We start from the raw sequence: 19,943 nt of genomic DNA on the forward strand, positions 1-19,943 counted from the left end.
GAGGGCGACTCGAACCAGCTGGTCCTGCCGATCGACCCGCAGCAGCTGCCCGGCATCACGGGACGGCAGATCACCGGCGTGTACGCACGGTACAAGCGCGCCACCGACGGCGAGGCGAGGTTCCTGCTCAACGGGGAGAAGCGGCTCGCACTGGAGGACGGCAAGCTGCTGGCCACGCCCGGCCTGGTCACGGGCCGCTGGACGCTCGTCTTCGAGGGCGACAAGGCCGCCGTCACCGACCTCGGCCTGATCCTCACCTACCGCGCCAGTGCCCAGTGACGAAAGGCATCGCGGCATGAGCACCGCAGCGAAGAGGCGGAAGCGTGCCGGCGCATCGAGCCGCAAGAAGGCCCGGACCGACGCCGGCACCGCGAACGCAACCGATACCGCACTCCAGCCGGCGACCGACACCGGGACGACCACGCCACCCCGACCACTGGTGGGTGCCCAGACGCCGGCGCCGCCCGCCACGGTCACCGGTCCCAGGCCGGTGAACCCCTTCGCGGGCAAGGTGAAGGCCCTGCGCGGCAACTTCGGCACGGAGTACCACGACGCCGCGCACTTCCGGGCCAGCACCGAGGAGGCGAACCACGGTGTCTGGCAGGGCAGCCTTCCGCAGGTGAGGAACTGGGTCGGGCTGGCCTTGCACCGCATCTACTCGGACGACCGGTTCGTGGCGGCGTCCGAGCCGGGGACCAACGGGAGCTACCGCTTCCTGATCGACATGGACGGCGCCACTGTCGGGTACCTCGGCGGGGTCCTGGCCGGACCGGGACAGCGACCCGCCCGGCACATCGAGGTCTACCTGGGCCGGAAGGGTGACACCGTCTCCGCGTTCCCGAGCTCACCCGACAGCTTCTGATCCCGGCCGTCGCGCCAGAGGAGGACCGGCATGACCGACAAGACACAGGCACCCAAGAGCAAGGCACCCCAGAAAGCAAAGAAGAAGGTCAAGAAGAACAAGAAGCGAAAGCTCTCCCTCTCCGCGGAACACCCCGTTCCCGAGAAGAGATTGTTGGTCGAGTCGAAAGGGACAGCGCCGAGCGACCACGAGGGCAGGACGCCCACTCCTCCCGCCGTACCCAACATAAGCGCACACGAGGTACGACCGCAGAAAATGGAGATGGAGGATGTGACCTTCGGCCAGAGCAACGCGAGTGAACTGTCTCCGCTGCTCATGCAGACGGGCTCGGTCGACAAGCTGCTCGGCACGAGCGGCAATACCTGGCCCACCCTTGCCCAGAAGCTGAAGAAGATATTTCTACCCCTACAGAAAAAGGACAGTGATCCCAGCAAATACATCGCCGAACTCTGCACGATCTACTACACGCCGCAAGAGGGGCGCGAGACCAGGTACTTGATCGACGACCCCGAAATCATTGACGAGAAGGACATCAAGGAGACCGCCGACTTCGTCGAAAAATTCATGGAGGCCAACGGCCAACTGGCCTACATCCAAAAACAGGACTGGTTCAAGAGCGGCGACTACAGAGTCGGCATAGACGTGAACTACTACCCGGATCGGAGCGGGTACCAGGAATCGCCGATCTTTCACAAGGACAGCGGCGGGAACAACATCTTCGTCAACCTGATCTTCGACAACCAGAAACCGATAGAAGCAACCGAGTGGTACCCGGACGCGGCGCAGCCGAGCAGTGCGAGAGCGGAACTGCAGTCGGAACTCCTTCCGGCGGACTACCTGACCGACCTGCAGCGAGCACGCGCGGCCATCACCGACGACCAGCCGGTTCGCGGAGGACCGAGCGAATACGTCAATACCTACGTGTCGTGGGTCGACGACCTGGTGTGGCACGCCACACCGGCCGCCGTACCAAGGATCGAATACAGTGCCGCGGCCGCGAAAACGGGTTACAGGGATCTGAACCGGGCGGCACGCAATACCGACGATGATTTCGAGTACGACAGCACACAGTTCAACCGGAAAATGTACGGCGGCGAGATCCTGGGCACGATCGCGGAGACCAAAGGCACCAGCCTGCACAGCTGGCTACAGGAGAAGAACCTGACAGCACAGGACCTCGACACCGGACTGGCCCTGGAGGCTTGGCAGGCCTTGTACGGCAGTAACGCCAAGAACGGGAGGCAGAACTTCCTCGCCGACGCCAAGCTACGCGAGGATGCGGGCAAGAAGGCGGGCGGATGGCGGATCACCGGATCGTCCTCCGAGGCGACCGCCCACGACGACCGCCTCGGCAAGGACGACTACTCGATACGGGAGACGCCCATCGGGCTGTCGTCACGCAGGAGGGTGAACAGTCTCAACGGGGCGGAGATGGCGAAGATCCGCGAAGCCAACAAGGATGACGAACGCTCGTTCCTCCGGACGTGGGTACGGGTCCTGGACATCAAGGACGCCGATGAGCACCTCGGGTGAGCCGTGGCCGGTCGGTCAGTTCGCCGGGGTGGGTGAGGCGGTCGGGGGCGAGGTGGTCGTCGAGCCGCCCGAGGCGATGTAGAGCCAGCGGTCCCGGTACTTGACGAAGACCAGGTAGTTCCGCTGCTCGTCGGACACACCGGGCAGCCGGTAGTCGACGTCACGGGTGCCGGGCTCGGCGCCGGCACGCACGTCGGTGAACTCGGCGTACCGGAACCGGCCGCCGAGCTCCCGCATGTTGCCGGCGATGACCTTCTGCGCCGCCCTGATCTCCTCCTTGGTGATGCCCTTGCCGTGCTCGGCGGCACAGCCGGCGTCCCCGAGGCAGGTGACGGCGAGCATGCCGTCGACGTCACCCGCGGACGCGGCCGCGGCGAAGGCCTCCGCCGCACCCTGCGGTGTGCTCAGGTCCCGCGGCCGGGCGGCGTCACCACCACCGCGCAGGAAGGCCACCACCGCGACCACGAGCAGCGCACCGGCGACCGCGAAGAGCCAGGCGGGCGGCCGCCGGCGGGGCCTGGCCGAGCCGGTCACCTCGGCCGGCTCGTCCGGCTCGTCGGTCGACTCGGTCACCTCGGCCGGTTCGGTCGGCTCGGTGTCGGACTGCTGCACGTCGGTCACGGGACCTCCACTGTGTCAGGACTGAGGGCCACAATGTAGAGCCGTCACAGAACGCACGGACGTTATCCATGTGGGGGTCATTCGCATGGGTGACAACGCACGATGTCTTCCGGTCAGCCGCTGGCCCGTGGTCCTGGTGTGCACCGGCGGCCGGGACGGGGTGAGCGAGCGGCGCCGACCCTGGTCGCGTCGCGGCTGCCGAGGACGACGGTCGCGCCCGTGCCGAGACCGCGGACACGGCCCGGTCGTCGCTGTTCGCAGACCCCCCGCTTGTGCTCTGTCCATGAACGTCGGCCAGGTTCGGCGGCACGCCGGTGAGCGTTCGTGGTCTGTGATCGTGATGCCGTCAGGCTCGCGGGTCCGGATCGTCCGGGCGGTACTGGCCGCCCAGCTCGAGGGTGAGCGCACGCGCGGTGTCCACGACGACCCGCAGCTCGGGCGCGTCGTCGGACATCGACAGGGTGTTGTCGGGGCCGACGATGGCCAGGGTGGCGCAGAGGCCGTACTCGTCGAAGACGGGGGCGGCCACCGCGACGACGCCGGGGGTGCTCATGGCCGAGCAGTGGCCGACCGTGCGGACGCGCTCGACCTCGGCGCGCAGCTCCTCCCGGGCCGAGCCGGGCAGGTTCGCCATCAGCCGGTCCATGGACAGCTGGTCGGCGTGGTAGGCGAGGAAGATCTTGCTCTGCGCCGTGTCCATCGGCAGGTGGCTGCCGACCCGCACCGACACGACGACGATGGTCGAGGCGTTCTCCTCGACCCGCGACACCACCGGGCCGGTGAGGCCCCACAGGCTGAGCACCACGCTGGTCTGCGTGGCCCGCGCGAGCGCACGCATGTGCCGCGGCGCGAGGTTGACGACCCGCCGGTGCCCGATGGCGAACGCACCGAGCTGCAGCAGCAGGCCGCCGGGCACGTAGCCGCCCTCGGCGCTGCGTTCGAGCAGACCCGCCGCGACCAGCGACGTGCAGTACCGGTACGCGGTGGTGCGGTTGAGGTCCAGCCGCTCGGCGACCATGTTCGCCGTCACCTCGGGGGTCGCCGGCTCGAACAGCGACAGGATCTGGCTGACCCGGCTCACGGCCTGGATGTCGGCCTGGTCGCCGCGTTCCGCGTCCGGCGACCGGGTCGATTTGGTCACGAGATCCTCCGCCGGCGATGTCGAAAGCCTTGTTCACTTGGTGAACACGCCGGTCAGGCTACCCGAACACGCCCGTGCCGAGGGCACGGGCGCTCGCGGTCACCGGTTAGGTTGTGCGGGTGGGACGTAGCCGCAAGGCCCACCAGGCCGTGACCCGGGAGGTCGCTTCGGGCGTCGCGGAGCTGGTGGCGGACCCGGACGTGCCGGACGCGTGGACGCTGTGCGTGGACGGCACTCCCCAGTCGCACGTGGACCTCGGCGACCCGACGCGCATCGAGTTCGAGTACGTGCGCCGGCTCGCGCACGTCGTCGATCTCGTCGCGCCCCCGCGTGCTCCGCTGCGGGTCATGCACCTGGGTGGCGGCGCCGTGACGTTGGCCCGCTACGTCGCCGCCACCCGTCCGCGTTCCGCCCAGCAGGTCGTCGAGATCGACGCGGCCTTGATCGACCTGGTGCGTGACCGGCTGCCCGTCGACCGCACCTGGCGCATCAGGATCCGGCACGGTGACGCGCGTGCGGTGCTGGCCGCAGCCCCGCAGGACGCGTTCGACCTCGTCGTCACGGACGTGTTCGCGGGTGCCCGCACACCGGCGCACCTCACGTCGGTGGAGTACGTGTCGCTGGCGGCCCGTGCGCTGCACCCGGGCGGCGTCTACGCGGCCAACATCGCCGACGGCGGCCCACTCGCGTTCGCCAGGGCCCAGGTGGCGACCGTGGGCGCGGTGTTCCCGCACGTCTGCGTCCTGGCCGAGCCCGCCGTGCTGCGGGGGCGGCGCTTCGGCAACCTCGTCCTGGTCGCCTCCCGCGCGGAGCTGCCCATCGCCGACCTGGCCCGCCGAACGGCCGGCGACCCGTTCCCCGGCCGCCTCGAACACGGCGACGCACTGACCCGCTTCACCGGCGGCGCCCGCCCCACCACCGACGAGACCGCCACGCAGTCACCGCCACCGCCCGAAGGGACCTACGGCCTGGGCGCCTGACCCAGCCTTACCCTGTCGATGTCCGCGACGCACCCGAGCTGCGGGTCGTCGTCGACACGGCGCTCACCCTGGAGCCGGGTGGCCAGTACCACCCGGACGATCCGGACCCACGAGCCCGACGAACGAGCGGGTTCGGGGGCGCGTCAGGTCACCCTCCGCCCGGCCCGACGAACCAACCGGCCCCGGGCGCGCACGAGTGGAGCGTTCGCGCGGCTCAGGACCGGTTTTGTCGGTGCTCGTTGGTAGTGTGGAACCAGGGGTCCCCCCGGCGGGGTGGGCCGATGCGCGTCCTCGGGCGTCGAGCGGACGGTCCTTTCGTTCCGGACAGTCGCGGGATCGTTCGGCACAGTCGCGGGATCGTTCGGGACAGGCACATGACGCGTTCAGGCCAGTCCGTTCAGGGACAGCCGCACGATCCACTCAGGACAGTCGCGGGATCCGTTCAGGACAGTCTATTCAGGACAGACTCAGGACAGACTCAGGACAGGCTTGGGATCGTGCTCTCGTCGGTCATGTCGACGTCCTTGGTCTCCGGGCCGAGGAAGCCGCCGAGGCTGATGAGGGTGCCGGCGAGTACGAGTACGACGGCCGGTGCGAGGTGGGCGGGCATGACGCCATCGAGGCGCTGCAGGTAGAACTGGTAGAACGCCGGGGCGATCAGTGCGAGGCTGTAGCCGACGCCGTACCCCGTCGACCGGATGCTCGTCGGGAAGCGTTCGGTCAGGTAGGCGGCGATCGGGCCGAAGGTGCCGACGGTGAAGACGCCGATCAGGACGGCCCAGCCGAGTACCGCGCCCATGCCGCCGGCGGAGGACATCAGCAGGGAGTACGAGCCGGCGCCGATCACGAGGACGCACAGGCCGTAGCCGATGTAGAACCGGCGTCGGCCGATCCGTTGGGACAGCAGGCCGAACAGCGGGTAGGACAGCGCCGCGGCCGCGTTGATCACCAGCATTGTCAGGGTGACCTGCTTGCTCGACAGCTCCAGGTGTGCCTTGAGCTGCGCGGGCGTCACGGCGGCCTCCATGTTGGTGGCCAGCCACGTGCCGGTCATCAGCACGAACACCTGTGCCAGCGACTTCGGGTACCGCACCAGCAGCCGCACGAACGGGAGCCGGTGGCGCTCGCCGGTCACGGTCACCGGTGGTTCGTGCACCTGCTTCTGGTAGTACCGGAAAAGCACGGCCGCGAGCAGCGCGCCGATCACGAACGGGATCCGCCAGCCCCACTGCACATAGGCACTGTGCACCTCCCCCGACGGCATCAGCTCGAGCACCAGCAGCGTGATCGCGGCGATCGTCACGTAGGCGCCGGGCGAGGTGGACGTGATGATCGACGCGTAGAGGCCGCGTTTGTGCTTCGGGCTCCACTCCATCGCCAGCGGCACGGCGGTCGTGTACTCGCCGCCCAGGAAGATCCCGTCGACGAACCGCAGGGCGATCAGCAGGCCGACCGACCACATCCCGATCGTCTCGTGGCCGGGCAGGCACGCGATCGCCAGCGTGACGAACCCGAAGCCGCTGACGGCCACCAGCGTGGTGCGCTTGCGCCCGACCGTGTCCGCGAAGTGGCCGAAGATGATCGCACCGAGCGGGCGGCCGACGAGCGTCGAGGCGAACACCAGCGAGGTCAGCATGGCCGTCGTGCTCGCGCTCAGGTTCGCCGACTGGAAGTAGATCGCCGCCGGCGCCAGCACGACGATCGGCAGGTAGATGTCGAACTGGTCGACGAAGTAGGCGAGGGTGCCGCCGCGCACCGCGGCACGCACCTTCGCGGGGTCGGGGTGGTGCGGGGCGACCGGCTCGGCCAGCGGGTGCGCGGCCAGCCCGGCCGGCTGGGGCTCTGCGACGGGGGGCGGTGTGGACATCGTCGTCCTCCCGGACTGTTCCGAACATCGTGTTCACGAAGTGAACGATCAGTACGGTAAACGGGGTGGCTGGCGAGCACAAGAGCACAGAAGGGGTTGACTTCTGCTCTTATAGTGAAGTGAGAATTCACATCGCGAACGAGGTGGTCCCGTGAGCCAGCGTCCCGCCATAGCCTCCGTCCTGGACGGGCTGGTCGACATGCACGTCCACTCCGGGCCCAGCCCGTTCCCCCGGCGCTTCGACCACGTCGAGGCCGCGCGGGACGGCGCCCGGATCGGCATGCGTGCGATGGTCGCGAAGTCCCACCACCACAACACCCAGATGGACATCCTGGCGATGAAGGGGCGCCTGGCCGACGTCGCCGCCACCGCCTACGGCGGCATCGCGCTGAACAGCACGGTCGGCGGCCTGAACGTGCACGCCGTGCGCATGTGCCTGCGCATGGGCGGCAAGGTGGTGTGGTTCCCGACGATCTCCTCGGGCCGGCACCTCGAGTGCCACCCCGAGGACGGCGCGTTCCCGACCACGACCGTGCCGCTGACCCTGGAACGCATCGACATCGTCGAGGAGTCCGGGCAGCTCAGGTCCGAGGCCGGCGAGATCCTCGACGAGATCAAGGACCAGGAGGCCGTGGTCAACGGCGGCCACATGTACCCGGAGTACATCCGCACGCTGTTCGAGGCCGCGCGGGACCGCGGGATCACGCGCATGGTCGTCAGCCACCCCGACTACGTCATCGGCGCCGAGCCGGAGCTGTGCCGCGAGCTGATCGACCTCGGCGCGTTCGTCGAGCACGAGGTCGGCATGTACGACCCCGAGGGCTCGCAGAAGTGGGACCCCCGACAACTGCTGAGGTGGATCGAGCAGCTCGGCCCCGAACACACCGTGCTGGCCTCCGACTTCGGGCAGGCGGCCAACCCGAAGCCCGTGGACGCCTGGATGCGGGTCGGCGAGGCACTGCTCGACCTCGGCCTGCCGGAGAAGGACCTGCGGCGCATGGTCCGCGACAACCCAACCTACCTGCTCAACCTGGACGCCTGAGGAAGGACACCATGGCCTACGACAAGGACGATCCGCGCTCCGCGCTCGCGACGGCGACCGCGCCCCGGCCGGACAGCGGCGACGCCGTCGCGGCCGCGCAGTACTTCGACCTGCGCGAGACCCCGGTCGTGCGCGCGCAGAACGTCATCCTCGTGCACACCGAGGCGAAGGCCGGCGACGATCTCGACAACGGGACCGTCGAAGGGGAGCTCGCCATCGTGGTCACCGGCGACTCCCCCGCGTTCACGGTACTCACCGACGACGGTGCGACCACAGTGGACGAACCGGGGCTGGTCGTCGTCCCGCCCGGGGCCTCCCGGATCAGCGTGCGCGGCGACGGCCCGCTGGTCCGGCTCATCGAGGCCACCGACCCGCAGTGGCGCGACCGCCCGGCGAACGCCGACGCCTACGCGCGGGACCACCCGCGGGTGGCGTTGCTGCGGCGGTGGCCGGAACCCGTCGGGGGCGACACGGTCCGGTTCTACCCGCTGTCGGCGGTGCCCGAGGAGCCGGGACGGTTCGGCCGCATCTTCCGCACCCGCTCGTTCATGGTCAACTTCCTGCCCGAGCAGCACGGCCCACGGGACCCGCGCCGGCTCTCCCCGCACACCCACGACGACTTCGAGCAGCTTTCCCTCGCCGTACAGGGAGAGTACGTGCACCACATCCGCACGCCGTGGCTGAACGACAGCACGCGGTGGCGCGAGGACGAGCACGTGCGGGTGGGCAGCCCGTCCGTCGCGATCATCCCGCCGCCGACGGTCCACACGTCCGCGGCGAGCGATCCCGGCGTGAACCAGCTGATCGACATCTTCAGCCCGCCGCGCGTGGACTTCTCCGAGAAACCCGGCTGGGTGCTCAACGCCGACGACTACCCGATGCCGTGAGCGAACCGACGTCACCGCGCACGGGCGGCGGGCTCTTCGGGCGGACGACCACCCCGGTGGGCACCTGGCTGAAGATCGCGTCCGGTGAGCCGGTCGAGATCATGGCGTACGCGGGGTTCGACTTCGTCGTGGTCGACCTCGAGCACGCGCCACTCGACCCGCAGAACGCCTACCGGATGGTCAACTCGGCCGCGGCACTGGGCATGACACCACTGGTGCGGGTGCCGGACAAGACGCCGTCGACGATCCAGAAGGTCCTCGACGCGGGTGCCATGGGCATCCTCGTGCCGCACGTGGACACGGTGGCGCAGGCTCTCGCGGTGGGGCAGGCGTGCCGCTTCCCGCCTCACGGCGTCCGCGGCGCCGGCGGCACCAGCCGGGCCGGCGCGTGGGGGCTGCGCCCGAACGCCGAGTACCTCGCGACCGGCAACGACGACGTGCTGTGCATCCCGCAGCTGGAAAGCGTCGAGGCGGTCAAGGCCGCCCCGGAGATGCTCGCACTGGACACTGTGGACGCCGTGTTCGTCGGCGCGGCCGACCTGTCGCTGTCGATGGGCACGACGCCGGCCGCGCCCGAGGTGGTCGAGCTGATCGGTTCGGTGATCGAGGCGGCGCACGCCGCCGGCAAGCGCTGCGGTCTCGCGTTCGGGAGCGTGCCGGCGCGTGCCGCGCTGGCCGTCCGCGAGGGCTGCGACTTCGTCCTGCTCAGCAACGACACGTCGATGCTGGCCGAGTCCGCGCGCGGACTGGTGACGGCGTTCCGGGACGCCTCGCGATGACGAGGCCGACCCGCAGGCTCGACGCCCACCGCGCGCTCGCGAAGGAGGACTGATGCGCACGGCCGACAAGGTCATCATCACCACGGCGGTCACGGGTTCGGTCAACGTCCCGTCCCAGAGCCCCCACCTGCCGCTGTCCGCCGACGAGGTGGCCGACGCCGCGCTCGAGGCGGTCGAGGCCGGTTCGGCCGTCGTGCACCTGCACGCCCGGCAGCCGGACGGACGGCCCACGCCGGACCCGGACGTCTTCGAGAAGATCGTCGGGCGGATCACCGCGCAGACCGACGCCGTCATCAACATCACCACCGGTGGCGCGTCGTCGATGACCATGGATGAGCGGCTGGCGGCGGCGCTGCGGCTGCGGCCCGAACTGGCGTCGCTGAACATGGGCTCGATGAACTTCGTCTACTCCGGGATCGCCGACAAGGTCACCGAGTGGAAGCACGACTGGGAGCGACCGTACGTCCTCAACACCTACTCCCACCCGTTCGTGAACACCTTCGACGCCATCGAGCACACGCTGCGCACGCTCGGCGCGTCCGGCACCCGGTTCGAGTACGAGTGCTACGACATCGGGCACCTGTACTCGCTCGCCCACTTCGTCGAGAAGGGCCTGGCGAGACCGCCGCTGTTGATCCAGGGCGTGTTCGGCGTCCTGGGCGGCATCGGCGCCGACCACGCGAACCTGGAGCACATGGTCCGGATCGCCGACAAGCTCTTCGGCGAGGACTACCTGTTCTCCGCGTTCGCCGCGGGCCGGGACCAGATGCGGTTCGGGACGCACAGCGTGTGGCTCGGCGGTCATGTGCGGGTGGGCCTCGAGGACAGCCTGTGGATCGGCAGGGGCCGGCTCGCCGAGAGCAACGCCCAGCAGGTCAGGAAGATCCGTGCCATCGTCGAGGACCTGGGCAGGCCGGTGGCCACCCCCGCCGAGGCCCGCGCGATGCTCGCACTTCGTGGAAGGGGAGCCTGATGCTCGCCGGAAAAGCCATCCTCGTCGTCGGCGCCAGCTCGGGCATCGGCGCCGACTCCGCCCGCGTGTTCGCCGAGGGCGGCGCCTCGGTCATGCTCGTCGCCCGGCACGAGGAACCCCTGGCCGCGCTGACGAAGGACCTGACGTCAGCGGGTCACGACGTGGCCCACACGACGGGCGATGTCACCTCCTCGGCGAGCGTGACCGCGTTCGTCGACGCCGCCGTGGCCCGGTTCGGGTGGCTCGACGGCGCGTTCAACTGCGCCGCGACGGGCGGCGCCGGCCGCCTGGACGAGGTCCCGGAGGCGGACTTCGACCGGCTCATGGCCGTGAACGTGAAGGGCACGTGGCTGTGCCTGCGCGAGGAGGTGCGCGTGATGCGACCGCGAGGGGTGGGCTCGATCGTCAACGTGAGCAGCATCGGCGGCCTGCGTGGCAGCTCCGGCATGGGCGCCTACCAGGCCACGAAGCACGCCGTCATCGGCCTGACCCGCACCGCCGCCCACGACTTCGGCCCACTCGGCATCCGCGTCAACGTGCTGGCCCCCGGCCCGACCGAGTCCCCCATGCTCGACGAGCTGCGCCGCACGATCCCCGGCGGCGTCGAGGCGCGGATCAACGCCACCCCGCTGCGCAAGGCGGGAACGGGCGCGGAGGTCGGTGCCACCGCGGCGTTCCTGCTGAGCGACCACGCGAGCCACCTCAGCGGCGTCGTGCTGCCCGTGGACGGCGGGTTCACCGCCTGACGGTCGCGGGATCACCTGGCCACCACGCGGCGGCCGGCGGCCGAAGGGTTACACGTGCGCGAGAACGGGTAACGCGCAGGCATGAACCGACTGGCCGTGGTCGACATCGATGGCACGCTCGTGGACACGAACTACCACCACGCGGTGGCCTGGGTGCGGGCGTTCCGCGACGTGAAGGTGGTCGTGCCGGCGGCGAGGGCGCACCGCGCCATCGGCATGGGGGGCGACCGGCTGGTCACCGAGGTCGCCGGCGAGCAGGTCGAGGCCGAGCACGGTGACGCGGTCCGCGAGGCGTGGGCCGCCCACTTCAACGAGATGCTCGACGAGATCGAGCCCCTCGAGGGCGCGCACGAGTTCCTGACCGCACTGCGCGAGGCCGGCTACACGGTGGTGCTGGCGAGCTCGGGCAAGTCGGACCACATCGACCGCTACCTCGACGTGGTCGGCGCGCGGGAGCTGGTGCACGGCTGGACCACCGCGGAGGACGTGTCGAAGACCAAACCGGCCCCCGACCTGCTGACCGCCGCCATCGACAAGGCCCCGGACCCGGACGCCGAGACCGTCGCCATCGGCGACTCGGTGTGGGACTGCCGGGCCGCCAAGAAGATCCACGTCCCCACCGCGGGCGTGCTCACGGGCGGCTTCGGCGCGGCGGAGCTCACCGACGCGGGCGCGGCGGTGGTGTACGAGAACCTGCCGGAGCTGTGCGCCAACCTCGACGAGCTGCCCACCGCCGTTCCCCAACGGGGGTAGTTCGCCCGCCGAGGGCGGCGACGAGGGCCTGACAGCGGGCGCCGGCACCCCGCTGTCGGTGTCGCTGACCACGGGAACGGACGAACTCCACCCGTCACTCCTCCTCGCGGGAGGGCACCACGACGACCTTTCCGGTGGCCTGGTCGTCCTCCATGTAGCGGTGGGCCGCGACGATGTCGTCCAGGCCGAAGACGCGGTCGACGTTGGGTCGGTAGACGCCTGTCTCGACCTCGTGGACGACCCGTCGCAGCGCGGCCGCGCCCGCGCTCCCCCTGATGGTGTCGCTGTGGAAGGCGGTGAGCCTGGTCCCGGTCGGGATCATCGCGATCGGCTCGAAGTCGGGGAGCAGCCAGCCGCTGAGCGAGCCCGACACGCACACCGTCCCACCACGACGGACGAGGCGGAGCGAGTCCAGCACGGTGTTCGTCCCGACGAGGTCGAGGACGTGGTCCGGTCCCTGCGGCCAGACCGTGTGCACGCGCGCCGCGAGCGATCCCCCCTCGTCGAGCAGCACGTGGTCGACGCCGGCAGCGGCCAGCGCGGCCACCTTGTCCGCGCGCCGGGTCGTGGCCGCGGTCTCGACGCCGTAGCCCGCGGCGATCGACGCCGCGGCCATCCCGACCGACGACGTCCCGCCGCGGATGAGCAGCCGCCCCGTGGCGCCCGGCCCGATCCCCAGCGCCTCCAGCGATCCGTACGCGGTCAGGTAGGACTCGGGCAGCGCGGCCAGCACCTCCCAGGGCAACGTGGTGGACACGGGCAGGAGCAGCGAGTTCGGCAACAGCGCGTACTCCGCGTACCCGCCGTCGAACGCACGGCCCATCTCCCCCATCACCGCGGCGACGGTCTGCCCGACCGCCAGCGCGGGGTCGGTCGTGGCCGCCAGGACGCCGACGCACTCGATCCCGAGCACGCGCGGGAACGTCACGTTCGGGGAGTGTCCCTGGCGGGTCCGCAGCTCCGACCGGTTCAGGCCGGCGCCCTTCACCCGCACCAGGCTCCAGCCGTCCCGGACCGCCGGGGTCGGCAGCTCGCGGATCTCCAGCACCTCGGGGCCACCCGGCCGAACACAGACCGCCGCACGCATCGTCGTCCTCACCTCGAAGCCGTCCTGCCTGTCCATCGCCATGCCCAAGAACATACCTTCATCAAGGTTTTTTCAGTGACCAGTAGTCTCGTACCGGCAGGGAGATAGGTCACGTTGAGCCACAAACCTTTGTCACGGTATTTTCAGGGCAGCGATTCGGAAGGTCGGTCCAGTCCGTGAGCAACTCACCGTCCGCTGGCACATCCCGCGGAGCCGTGCGGTCCAAGCCCAAGCAGGACAGGGCCGTGCGGACTCGAGCCGCCGTGCTGACGGCGGCGGCGGAGCTGTTCGCCGAGCGCGGGTATCCCCACACCTCCGTCGCCGACGTCGCTGAGCGGGTCGGCATGACGCCGGGGGCGGTGTACTTCCACTTCCGCGACAAGAAGGACATGGCGGTCGAGGTGGTGCGGGAGCTGTTCCGGCGTTGGCTGGCGCTGACCGAGCGGGTGCGCGAGGAGGGTCACCCGCCGCTGGAGACCGCCCGCGTGCTGATGGACAGGTTGGTCGGCAGCTTCCTGGCGGACGTCTTCGTCATCGCCGGCACCCGCCTCCAGGCCGAGCGCTCGTTGATCGGCACCACGCTGCCCCCGCCCTACCTCGAGTCGATCTCCTCGATGGCCGGGATACTCGCGCAGGCCCGCGGGGCCGGCCAGCTCCGCACGGGGGTCGACCCCGAGGCCGCCGCGCGGACGATCGTCGCGACGGCCTTCGGCACCCAGCACATCTCCGGTGTCCTGCACCAGCACGCCGACCTGCTGGAGCGCTGGGCCGAGACGCGGGACCTGCTCTTCTACTCCATCGCCGCCGACCCCGTCGCGGCCTCGTGACCGCGCTCGGCGCCGGCGCGGACGGGGTCTTCTACCGCCGCGATGTCGCCGTGGCCGCGACGGTTTCCTCGGACTCCGCCGCGGCCGTCGGCGCCTGGCGCACTCCCGGGTGCGCGAACACGAAGACGACCAGGACCGCGAGCACGCCGGCGGCGAGGAGGTAGGGCACGGTCGGGGCGATCTCGTACAGGCTGGTGGCCAGGAGCGGGCCGAGCGTGTAGGTGAGCGCGTTGGTGGAACCGATCAGCCCGGCCACGGCACCCTGCTCCTCACGGGTGGTCAGGAGTGTCGGCGCGGACACGAAACCGGGTGTGCCGAAGCCCAGACCGGCCCCGAGCAGGGCGACGCCGACGCTGAGCAGGAGCGCGCTCGGGGCGACGGTCACGACGACGATGCCGCCGGCCATGAGGACCGCGCCGGTCCGGATGAGGCGCAGCGGCGCCCAGCCCAGCCGGGGGACGGCGAAGGCCTGGGCGAAGACGATCGCGCCCGCACCGGCCAGCATGACCAGACCGGTCGCGCGTCCGGTCTCCTGTGCGGTGAGGTGCAACCTGTCCTGCAGGAGGAAGCCGATCGTCATCTGCACGATGGTGAAGGCGAGGCTCAGGCCGAACCCCGTGGCCAGGAACGGCCACAGGCGGCGGTCGAAAGGGCTGATCTTCGCCGAGACGGGCCGGGCCAGGTGGGTTTTCGGCTTGGGCAGGCCGGTCCACACCAGGACCGCGATCACGGCCAGGATGGCCGGTGCGACGTAGATCGGCGCGAGGAGACCGGCGAAGCTCAGCAGTCCGCCGAGCGCCGGTCCGGTGGCCGAGCCCAGACCCGACGCCGCGCCCAGCATGGACATGCCCCGCACCCGTTCGTCGGTGCCGGAGGTCACGTCGGCCACGTACGACTGCGCGGTCACCCCGATCCCGGCCCAGGCGAAGCCGAACACCACGCCACGGCTGAGCAGGACCAACGTGAACAGCAGCGGCACGGCGAGCGCGCCGGTCACCCCGACGTGGGCGACGAACGCGAACGCCAGCAGCCCGGTCATCGCACCGAGGAGCGCGACCAGCAGCACCAGCCGGTGCCCCCAGGACGTGGTGCGACGCCCCCAGAACGGGCTGGCCAGCACGACGCCGGACGCGCTGACGGTCCACACGACGCCCAGTGCCAGCTCGCTGAACCCGAACTCGCGGGCCAGCGGGGCGAGGATCGGGTTGACCATCTGCTGCCCGGCCACCAGGCCGAAGATGGCCAGGCACACCAACAGTATCGGCCGCCTAGCGGCGGCCTCGGCCCCAGTGCTCACCACGTGCCTCCGTACTCGATGCGGCCGGGCCGCTCATTTCCTTCCCCTCCCGTTACCGCTCCCAAGGGATCGATTCCCACGCAGCCGGAGACCATAGTGGTCGCGCGGCGGCACATTCTGGTTATTCCCAAGACCAGAAAGCGATTCAGCATGGTATTTGCGCACGCGATCAAATGGTGGAAAACCGCTCACCTTCCGCACTACTGTGCGGCTGTCCCCACCAGGGCTGGGTCAGTCGGGAGTGGTCTTTGTGGTTTCGGTGATCGTCGCCTCGCCCCCGGTGTTCGGTGAAACGGTGCCCATGCTGGAGTTCGCGGCCGGCCTGGTGCGGCGGGGGCACTCGGTGACCGCGTTGCTCGGCTCCCGGTTCGCCGAGTCGGCGAGGGCCGCCGGCGCGCGGTACGTGCCACTGCCCGAGAACGCCGACTATGACGACCGTCTACTCCTGGGCGCGAACCCGGAGCGGAACGCGCTGCCGCCCGGCCCCGAACAGTTCAACTGGGACCTCACCAACGTGTTCGTGGCCGGGATGAACGGCCAGCACGAGGCCGTGCAGCGCCTCCTCGACGAGGAGCCCGACGCCGCGCTGCTCTGCACCTCGCTGTTCGTCGGCGCGTGGCCGGTCGCGCTCGGCGCTCCCGGCCGGCGGCCCCGCAGGTGGGTGTCCGTGGCGGCGGCCGCGATCTGCGCCGGGGACGACGCGACGACGGTCTTCGGTCCCCTCCCTGGCCTGCGCGGCGAGGAGGCGGTGCGGGCGCACCGCGCGGCCAACGCCGAGTTCCACGCGATGCTGACGTCGACGACGAGTGCCGCGCGGGACAGGCTGACCGAGCTCGGCGCCACCGAGCCCGTGCCGGACTTCTACACGGCCGTGTACTCCCTGCCGGACGTCGTCGCCGCGCTCACGGTGCCGGAGTTCGACTTCCCCCGCGTCGCGCCGACCCCCGCGTTCACCTACGCGGGCATCCTGCCGCCCCACCCCGGCAACGACCCGCGGAAGCCGCCGTGGTGGGACGAGCTCGACGGGGAGCGCCCGGTCGTCGTCGTCACGCAGGGCACCACCGCGAACGGCGATCTCACCCAGCTCCTCGAACCGACGCTGCTGGCCCTGGCGGACATGGACGTCCTCGTCATCGCCACCGTGTGCCGCGACGTGTCCGCGCTGGGCATCGACCCGCCCGCCAACGCGCGGGTGGCGGAGTACGTCCCCTTCGACTCGCTCCTCCCCCGGGCCGACCTGCTCATCACCAACGGCGGCGCGGGCGGCACCCAGACCGCCCTCGCCGCGGGCGTGCCGGTCGTGATGTGCGGTACCACGGAAGAGAAACCGATGAACGCCGCCCGCGTCGCGTACCACCGGCTCGGCATCGACCTGAAGACGGCGACGCCGTCACGGGAGCAGATCGTCGAGGCGGTCACGACCGTCCTCGGCGATCCCTCCTATCGGGAGGCGGTGCGCCGGGTGAGCGCGTCCTACGCGGCGCACGACCCGATCACGACCGTGGAGGCACTCCTGCGCTGAGCGGCCGCCTACGCGCCCCGCTCGGCGGCAACCGGTTCGGCGGCGGCCGGCGCGATGGGCCAGATGGCCAGGATGCGGTCCAGCTCGGCCGGGTTCGGCCGTTGGAAGTACAGCACCTCGTGCCGCGTCGCCGCGGTCTGCACGAGGGCGCACAGCTCCGGATCGGCCAGGTGGTCGACGATCAGCAGGTTCGTGTCCGCCGCGTGCCGCTCCAGGCAGGCCACGACGTCGTCCCTGTTGCCCTCGTCGACCTCGATCAGCTTGTAGCGCTCCCCGGGCAGCCGTCCGTGCAGTGCGCGGACGGCGAACTCCAGGCGCAGCGCGCACTCCACCCAGCTCGACTGGTTCGCGGCCGGGTTGACCGACGGCTCGATGACCCACTGCGCCGCGACCTCGGGCTCGGGGTGCTTCGCGACGAAGTGCGTCAGGTTGCGCAGCCACTCACCGTGCATGCGGGCGTCGATGGCCTGGCGGTGCTGGTGGTAGACAACGGCTTCCGGCACATAGGCGAAGGCAAGCCCTTTCCGGTGCAGGCGGTAGCCGAGCTCGGAGTCCTCCAGGCCCCAGCCGGTGAAGTCCTCGTCGAAGCCGCCGACGTCGAGCAGGTGCTCCCGCCGTACGGACGCGTTGCAGCTGAACATGTGGTGCCAGCTGGTCGCCAGGTTGTTGAGGTTGTGGGAAAGCACGCCGAGCACCGCATCCCGCGTGTCCCGCTTCACCACCAGCGCGGCCGGGTCGTCGGCCAGGGCGCCGGCGAGGTCGCCCGAGTCGACCACCTGGCCGGAAAGGTGGTGGCGCGGCCCGATCACCACCAGGTCGTGCCGCAGGCGGTGCAGCCGTGCGTGCTGGGCGAGGAACCCGGGCGGCGCGATCTCGTCGGCGTCGACCATGACGATGACATCGCCGGTCGCCGCGCGGATCCCGGTGTTGCGCGCCCTGGACCGGCCGGAGGACTCGGTTCTGGGCAGGTGGAGGTAGTGGATCGGCACGCGCCAGCTGGCGTCGTTCACCACCGCACCGGTCTCATCGGTGGAACCGTCGTCCACGACAACGACATCGTAGGAGTCACCCGGGGCCAGCGCCTGGGAATCCAGTGACCGCAAGCAGGTTCGCAGACCACGAGCGGCGTTGTACGCGGGAACCACCACACTGAGCCGCGTCAACTCGCTTCTCCCGCCTCGGGGGGCCACGGTGTCGGCGGCGATGGTAGGGGTGGCGAGCCGAACGCGTCAACCGGTGCGACCGCCACCGCCGGCAGCGCGAGCGGTGTCCCCTAGGCTACGCCGCGTGTTCGCTGACACGGCATCTCCGCTTTCGGTACTCCACCGGTGGCCCGCCTTCCCCGCTCCGGTCAAGGACACGGCGTTGGCGGCGGTGTTCGCGGTGCTGGCGTTCGTGCCAACGGTGTCCCACCTCGGTCCGGAGATCGGTGATCTGCCAGGACATCCGGCCGGCACGGCCGGCACGGCGATCGCCCTGGCGCTGACCCTGGCGATGTGCCTGCCGTTGGCGCTGCGGACCCGCCGGCCCGGCGTGTGCCTCCTGGTCGTCGGCGGCGCGTTCGCGGTCGACCAGGTGCTGGGTTATCCGGACACCTTCAGCAAGGTGGGTCTTCTCCTGTCGCTGTACGCCGCCGGGGCGCACCTGTCCCGGTTCCGCCGAGGGCTGGCCGCGGTGGTGACCGCCGGGTATGCGCTGCTCGCGGTCGTGTTGCACGAGTTGGGCTCCCCGCAACGGTTCCTGGACTTCCTCGCGTTCTACCTCGTCATGGCGGTGATCTGGTCGAGCGGCACCGGTGTGCGCCGGTGGCGTGCGGAGGCGGCCGAACGCACGCGGCTGGCCGTGGCGTTGGCCGCGGCCGCCGAACGGGCCCGCATCGCCCGCGAGCTGCACGACGTGGTCACCCACCACGTGACCGCCATGGTGGTCCAGGCCGACGCGGCACAGTTCCAGCTCGACGCCGCGCCGGCACGCGTCGGCGGAGGGCTGGACGCGATCAGCGAGACCGGCCGCCGCGCGCTGAGCGAGCTGCGAACACTGCTCGGCGTACTCGGCACGCCCGAGGGCACCCCGACCACGAACCCGACTCCCGCCACGAACCCGGCCACGAGCCCGACTCCGACCGTGGGCCGGTTCGGGGAGCTGGTCGAACAGGCGCGGTTGTCGGGGCAGCCCGTCGAGTGGACCGAACAGGGCGTCGGGCGGCGGCGGTCCGTCGAGGTCGAGCTGGCCGCGTACCGCGTGGTGCAGGAGACGCTCACCAACGCGATGAAGTACGCGACGGGCCGCCCGACCACAGTCCTCGTCCGGCACGCCGACGAGCGCATCGAGATCGAGGTGACCACCGCCGGCCCCACCACCGTGGCCCCGCCGTTCGTTTCGGGTGGGCGCGGCCTGTCGGGGCTGCGGGAACGAGTGCGGCTGCTCGAAGGTGAGCTGGAGACCGCCACCCAGCCGGACGGCGGTTTCCGTGTCCTGGCGCGGATCCCGGCCGGCGCCGACGCGTGAGCGCCACTCGTGGCACCGCCGGCCCGGCCGATCGGCCGGGCCGGCGGTGCGGCGAGGATCAGGTGCGGATCAGACGAGGTCGAACCGGTCCAGCTCCATGACCTTGGTCCAGGCCGCGACGAAGTCGCTCACGAACTTCTCGTGGGCGTCCTGGCTGGCGTAGACCTCCGCGAGTGCGCGGAGCTGGGAGTTGGAGCCGAAGATGAGGTCGACCGCGGTGGCGGTCCACTTCAGCTCGTCGGTGGCCGAGTCGCGGATCTCGTACACGTTCTCCTCGGACTCCGACGCCTTCCACCGGGTGCCCGGCGAGAGCAGGTTGACGAAGAAGTCGTTGCTCAGCACGCCGGGCCGGTCGGTGAGGACGCCGTGGCGGATGCCGCCGGTGTTGGCGCCGAGGGAGCGCAGACCGCCGACGAGGACGGTCATCTCGGGCGCGGTCAGGTTGAGCATGTACGCGCGGTCGACGAGCAGCACCTCCGGCTGGAGCTTCTCGCCGGCACGCAGGTAGTTGCGGAACC

Annotated in this window: 20 protein-coding genes; 13 read left to right on the forward strand and 7 right to left on the reverse strand. The window is 70.5% G+C overall.

What is annotated here, in order from left to right:
* The 3 genes from ACJ73U_RS48140 to ACJ73U_RS48150 form a co-directional block, all read left to right on the forward strand.
* Nucleotides 1-279, forward strand: a 279-nt coding sequence (locus ACJ73U_RS48140) for a hypothetical protein (protein WP_407784527.1), incomplete at its 5' end; no start/stop codon positions are given.
* Between the two features lie 16 nt (nucleotides 280-295).
* A complete protein-coding gene (locus ACJ73U_RS48145) occupies nucleotides 296-862 on the forward strand; it encodes a hypothetical protein (RefSeq protein ID WP_407784528.1) in 567 nt (188 codons plus the stop codon).
* 30 nt (nucleotides 863-892) lie between these two features.
* The gene (locus tag ACJ73U_RS48150; RefSeq protein ID WP_407784529.1) at nucleotides 893-2,395 is read left to right on the forward strand and encodes a hypothetical protein; all 1,503 of its coding nucleotides are present in this window, start codon (nucleotides 893-895) and stop codon (nucleotides 2,393-2,395) included.
* Nucleotides 2,396-2,410: 15 nt separating this feature from the next.
* On the opposite strand, the gene ACJ73U_RS48155 is transcribed toward ACJ73U_RS48150, so the two are convergent.
* Nucleotides 2,411-3,016: a hypothetical protein gene (locus ACJ73U_RS48155; RefSeq protein WP_407784530.1), complete on the reverse strand. Its 606-nt coding sequence runs from the start codon at nucleotides 3,014-3,016 to the stop codon at nucleotides 2,411-2,413.
* Nucleotides 3,017-3,362: 346 nt separating this feature from the next.
* Nucleotides 3,363-4,157: an IclR family transcriptional regulator gene (locus ACJ73U_RS48160; protein ID WP_407784531.1), complete on the reverse strand. Its 795-nt coding sequence runs from the start codon at nucleotides 4,155-4,157 to the stop codon at nucleotides 3,363-3,365.
* Nucleotides 4,158-4,276: 119 nt separating this feature from the next.
* Here ACJ73U_RS48160 and ACJ73U_RS48165 point away from each other — a divergent pair, with 119 nt between their 5' ends.
* Nucleotides 4,277-5,137, forward strand: a complete 861-nt coding sequence (locus ACJ73U_RS48165) for a spermidine synthase (RefSeq protein ID WP_407784532.1) — start codon at nucleotides 4,277-4,279, stop codon at nucleotides 5,135-5,137.
* Nucleotides 5,138-5,615: 478 nt separating this feature from the next.
* Here ACJ73U_RS48165 and ACJ73U_RS48170 read toward each other — a convergent pair whose 3' ends face one another.
* Nucleotides 5,616-7,004 carry an MFS transporter gene (locus ACJ73U_RS48170; RefSeq protein ID WP_407784533.1) on the reverse strand — a complete coding sequence of 463 codons (1,389 nt, stop codon included), beginning with the start codon at nucleotides 7,002-7,004 and terminating at the stop codon, nucleotides 5,616-5,618.
* Between the two features lie 151 nt (nucleotides 7,005-7,155).
* On the opposite strand from ACJ73U_RS48170, the gene ACJ73U_RS48175 reads away from it, so the two are divergent.
* From ACJ73U_RS48175 to ACJ73U_RS48200, 6 genes are all read left to right on the forward strand, one after another.
* Nucleotides 7,156-8,046, forward strand: a complete 891-nt coding sequence (locus ACJ73U_RS48175) for a DUF6282 family protein (protein ID WP_407784534.1) — start codon at nucleotides 7,156-7,158, stop codon at nucleotides 8,044-8,046.
* A gap of 11 nt (nucleotides 8,047-8,057) precedes the next feature.
* Complete coding sequence (locus ACJ73U_RS48180; RefSeq protein WP_407784535.1) at nucleotides 8,058-8,933, forward strand: hypothetical protein; 876 nt, start codon at nucleotides 8,058-8,060, stop codon at nucleotides 8,931-8,933.
* On the forward strand, nucleotides 8,930-9,712 hold the full coding sequence (locus tag ACJ73U_RS48185) for an HpcH/HpaI aldolase family protein (protein ID WP_407784536.1): 783 nt from the start codon (nucleotides 8,930-8,932) through the stop codon (nucleotides 9,710-9,712). Before ACJ73U_RS48180 ends, ACJ73U_RS48185 begins: the two co-directional genes overlap by 4 nt.
* Nucleotides 9,713-9,764: 52 nt before the next feature.
* Nucleotides 9,765-10,685, forward strand: a complete 921-nt coding sequence (locus ACJ73U_RS48190) for a 3-keto-5-aminohexanoate cleavage protein (RefSeq protein ID WP_407784537.1) — start codon at nucleotides 9,765-9,767, stop codon at nucleotides 10,683-10,685.
* A complete protein-coding gene (locus tag ACJ73U_RS48195) occupies nucleotides 10,685-11,431 on the forward strand; it encodes an SDR family NAD(P)-dependent oxidoreductase (protein WP_407784538.1) in 747 nt (248 codons plus the stop codon). The genes ACJ73U_RS48190 and ACJ73U_RS48195 overlap by 1 nt, the downstream gene beginning before the upstream one ends.
* A gap of 81 nt (nucleotides 11,432-11,512) precedes the next feature.
* Nucleotides 11,513-12,184 carry an HAD family hydrolase gene (locus ACJ73U_RS48200; protein WP_407784539.1) on the forward strand — a complete coding sequence of 224 codons (672 nt, stop codon included), beginning with the start codon at nucleotides 11,513-11,515 and terminating at the stop codon, nucleotides 12,182-12,184.
* Nucleotides 12,185-12,278: 94 nt separating this feature from the next.
* On the opposite strand, the gene ACJ73U_RS48205 is transcribed toward ACJ73U_RS48200, so the two are convergent.
* Entirely contained in the window at nucleotides 12,279-13,313 is a 1,035-nt protein-coding gene (locus ACJ73U_RS48205) for a zinc-binding dehydrogenase (protein ID WP_407784540.1), read from the reverse strand.
* Nucleotides 13,314-13,516: 203 nt separating this feature from the next.
* Here ACJ73U_RS48205 and ACJ73U_RS48210 point away from each other — a divergent pair, with 203 nt between their 5' ends.
* Entirely contained in the window at nucleotides 13,517-14,098 is a 582-nt protein-coding gene (locus ACJ73U_RS48210; protein WP_407784541.1) for a ScbR family autoregulator-binding transcription factor, read from the forward strand.
* 31 nt (nucleotides 14,099-14,129) lie between these two features.
* On the opposite strand, the gene ACJ73U_RS48215 is transcribed toward ACJ73U_RS48210, so the two are convergent.
* Nucleotides 14,130-15,395: an MFS transporter gene (locus ACJ73U_RS48215; RefSeq protein WP_407784542.1), complete on the reverse strand. Its 1,266-nt coding sequence runs from the start codon at nucleotides 15,393-15,395 to the stop codon at nucleotides 14,130-14,132.
* 250 nt (nucleotides 15,396-15,645) lie between these two features.
* On the opposite strand from ACJ73U_RS48215, the gene ACJ73U_RS48220 reads away from it, so the two are divergent.
* Complete coding sequence (locus tag ACJ73U_RS48220) at nucleotides 15,646-16,917, forward strand: nucleotide disphospho-sugar-binding domain-containing protein (RefSeq protein WP_407784543.1); 1,272 nt, start codon at nucleotides 15,646-15,648, stop codon at nucleotides 16,915-16,917.
* An 8-nt stretch (nucleotides 16,918-16,925) separates the two neighbouring features.
* On the opposite strand, the gene ACJ73U_RS48225 is transcribed toward ACJ73U_RS48220, so the two are convergent.
* Entirely contained in the window at nucleotides 16,926-18,107 is a 1,182-nt protein-coding gene (locus tag ACJ73U_RS48225; RefSeq protein WP_407784544.1) for a glycosyltransferase family 2 protein, read from the reverse strand.
* A gap of 97 nt (nucleotides 18,108-18,204) precedes the next feature.
* Between ACJ73U_RS48225 and ACJ73U_RS48230 the strand changes: the two genes are divergently transcribed.
* Nucleotides 18,205-19,425 carry a sensor histidine kinase gene (locus tag ACJ73U_RS48230; RefSeq protein WP_407784545.1) on the forward strand — a complete coding sequence of 407 codons (1,221 nt, stop codon included), beginning with the start codon at nucleotides 18,205-18,207 and terminating at the stop codon, nucleotides 19,423-19,425.
* Nucleotides 19,426-19,494: 69 nt separating this feature from the next.
* Here ACJ73U_RS48230 and ACJ73U_RS48235 read toward each other — a convergent pair.
* A partial coding sequence (locus ACJ73U_RS48235) for a peroxidase family protein (protein WP_407784546.1) occupies nucleotides 19,495-19,943 on the reverse strand: 449 nt, incomplete at its 5' end.

The sequence above is a fragment of the Actinophytocola sp. genome, from assembly GCF_045807065.1.
Classification (GTDB): Bacteria; Actinomycetota; Actinomycetes; order Mycobacteriales; family Pseudonocardiaceae; genus Actinophytocola.

Bases quoted from the DNA above. Each gene is read 5' to 3' on its own strand.
- ACJ73U_RS48180 (WP_407784535.1), top strand. From the start codon at position 8,058: ATGGCCTACGACAAGGACGATCCGCGCTCCGCGCTCGCGACGGCGACC.
- ACJ73U_RS48190 (WP_407784537.1), top strand. From the start codon at position 9,765: ATGCGCACGGCCGACAAGGTCATCATCACCACGGCGGTCACGGGTTCG.
- ACJ73U_RS48145 (WP_407784528.1), top strand. From the start codon at position 296: ATGAGCACCGCAGCGAAGAGGCGGAAGCGTGCCGGCGCATCGAGCCGC.
- ACJ73U_RS48195 (WP_407784538.1), top strand. From the start codon at position 10,685: ATGCTCGCCGGAAAAGCCATCCTCGTCGTCGGCGCCAGCTCGGGCATC.
- ACJ73U_RS48205 (WP_407784540.1), bottom strand. From the start codon at position 13,313: ATGGCGATGGACAGGCAGGACGGCTTCGAGGTGAGGACGACGATGCGT.
- ACJ73U_RS48170 (WP_407784533.1), bottom strand. From the start codon at position 7,004: ATGTCCACACCGCCCCCCGTCGCAGAGCCCCAGCCGGCCGGGCTGGCC.
- ACJ73U_RS48150 (WP_407784529.1), top strand. From the start codon at position 893: ATGACCGACAAGACACAGGCACCCAAGAGCAAGGCACCCCAGAAAGCA.
- ACJ73U_RS48200 (WP_407784539.1), top strand. From the start codon at position 11,513: ATGAACCGACTGGCCGTGGTCGACATCGATGGCACGCTCGTGGACACG.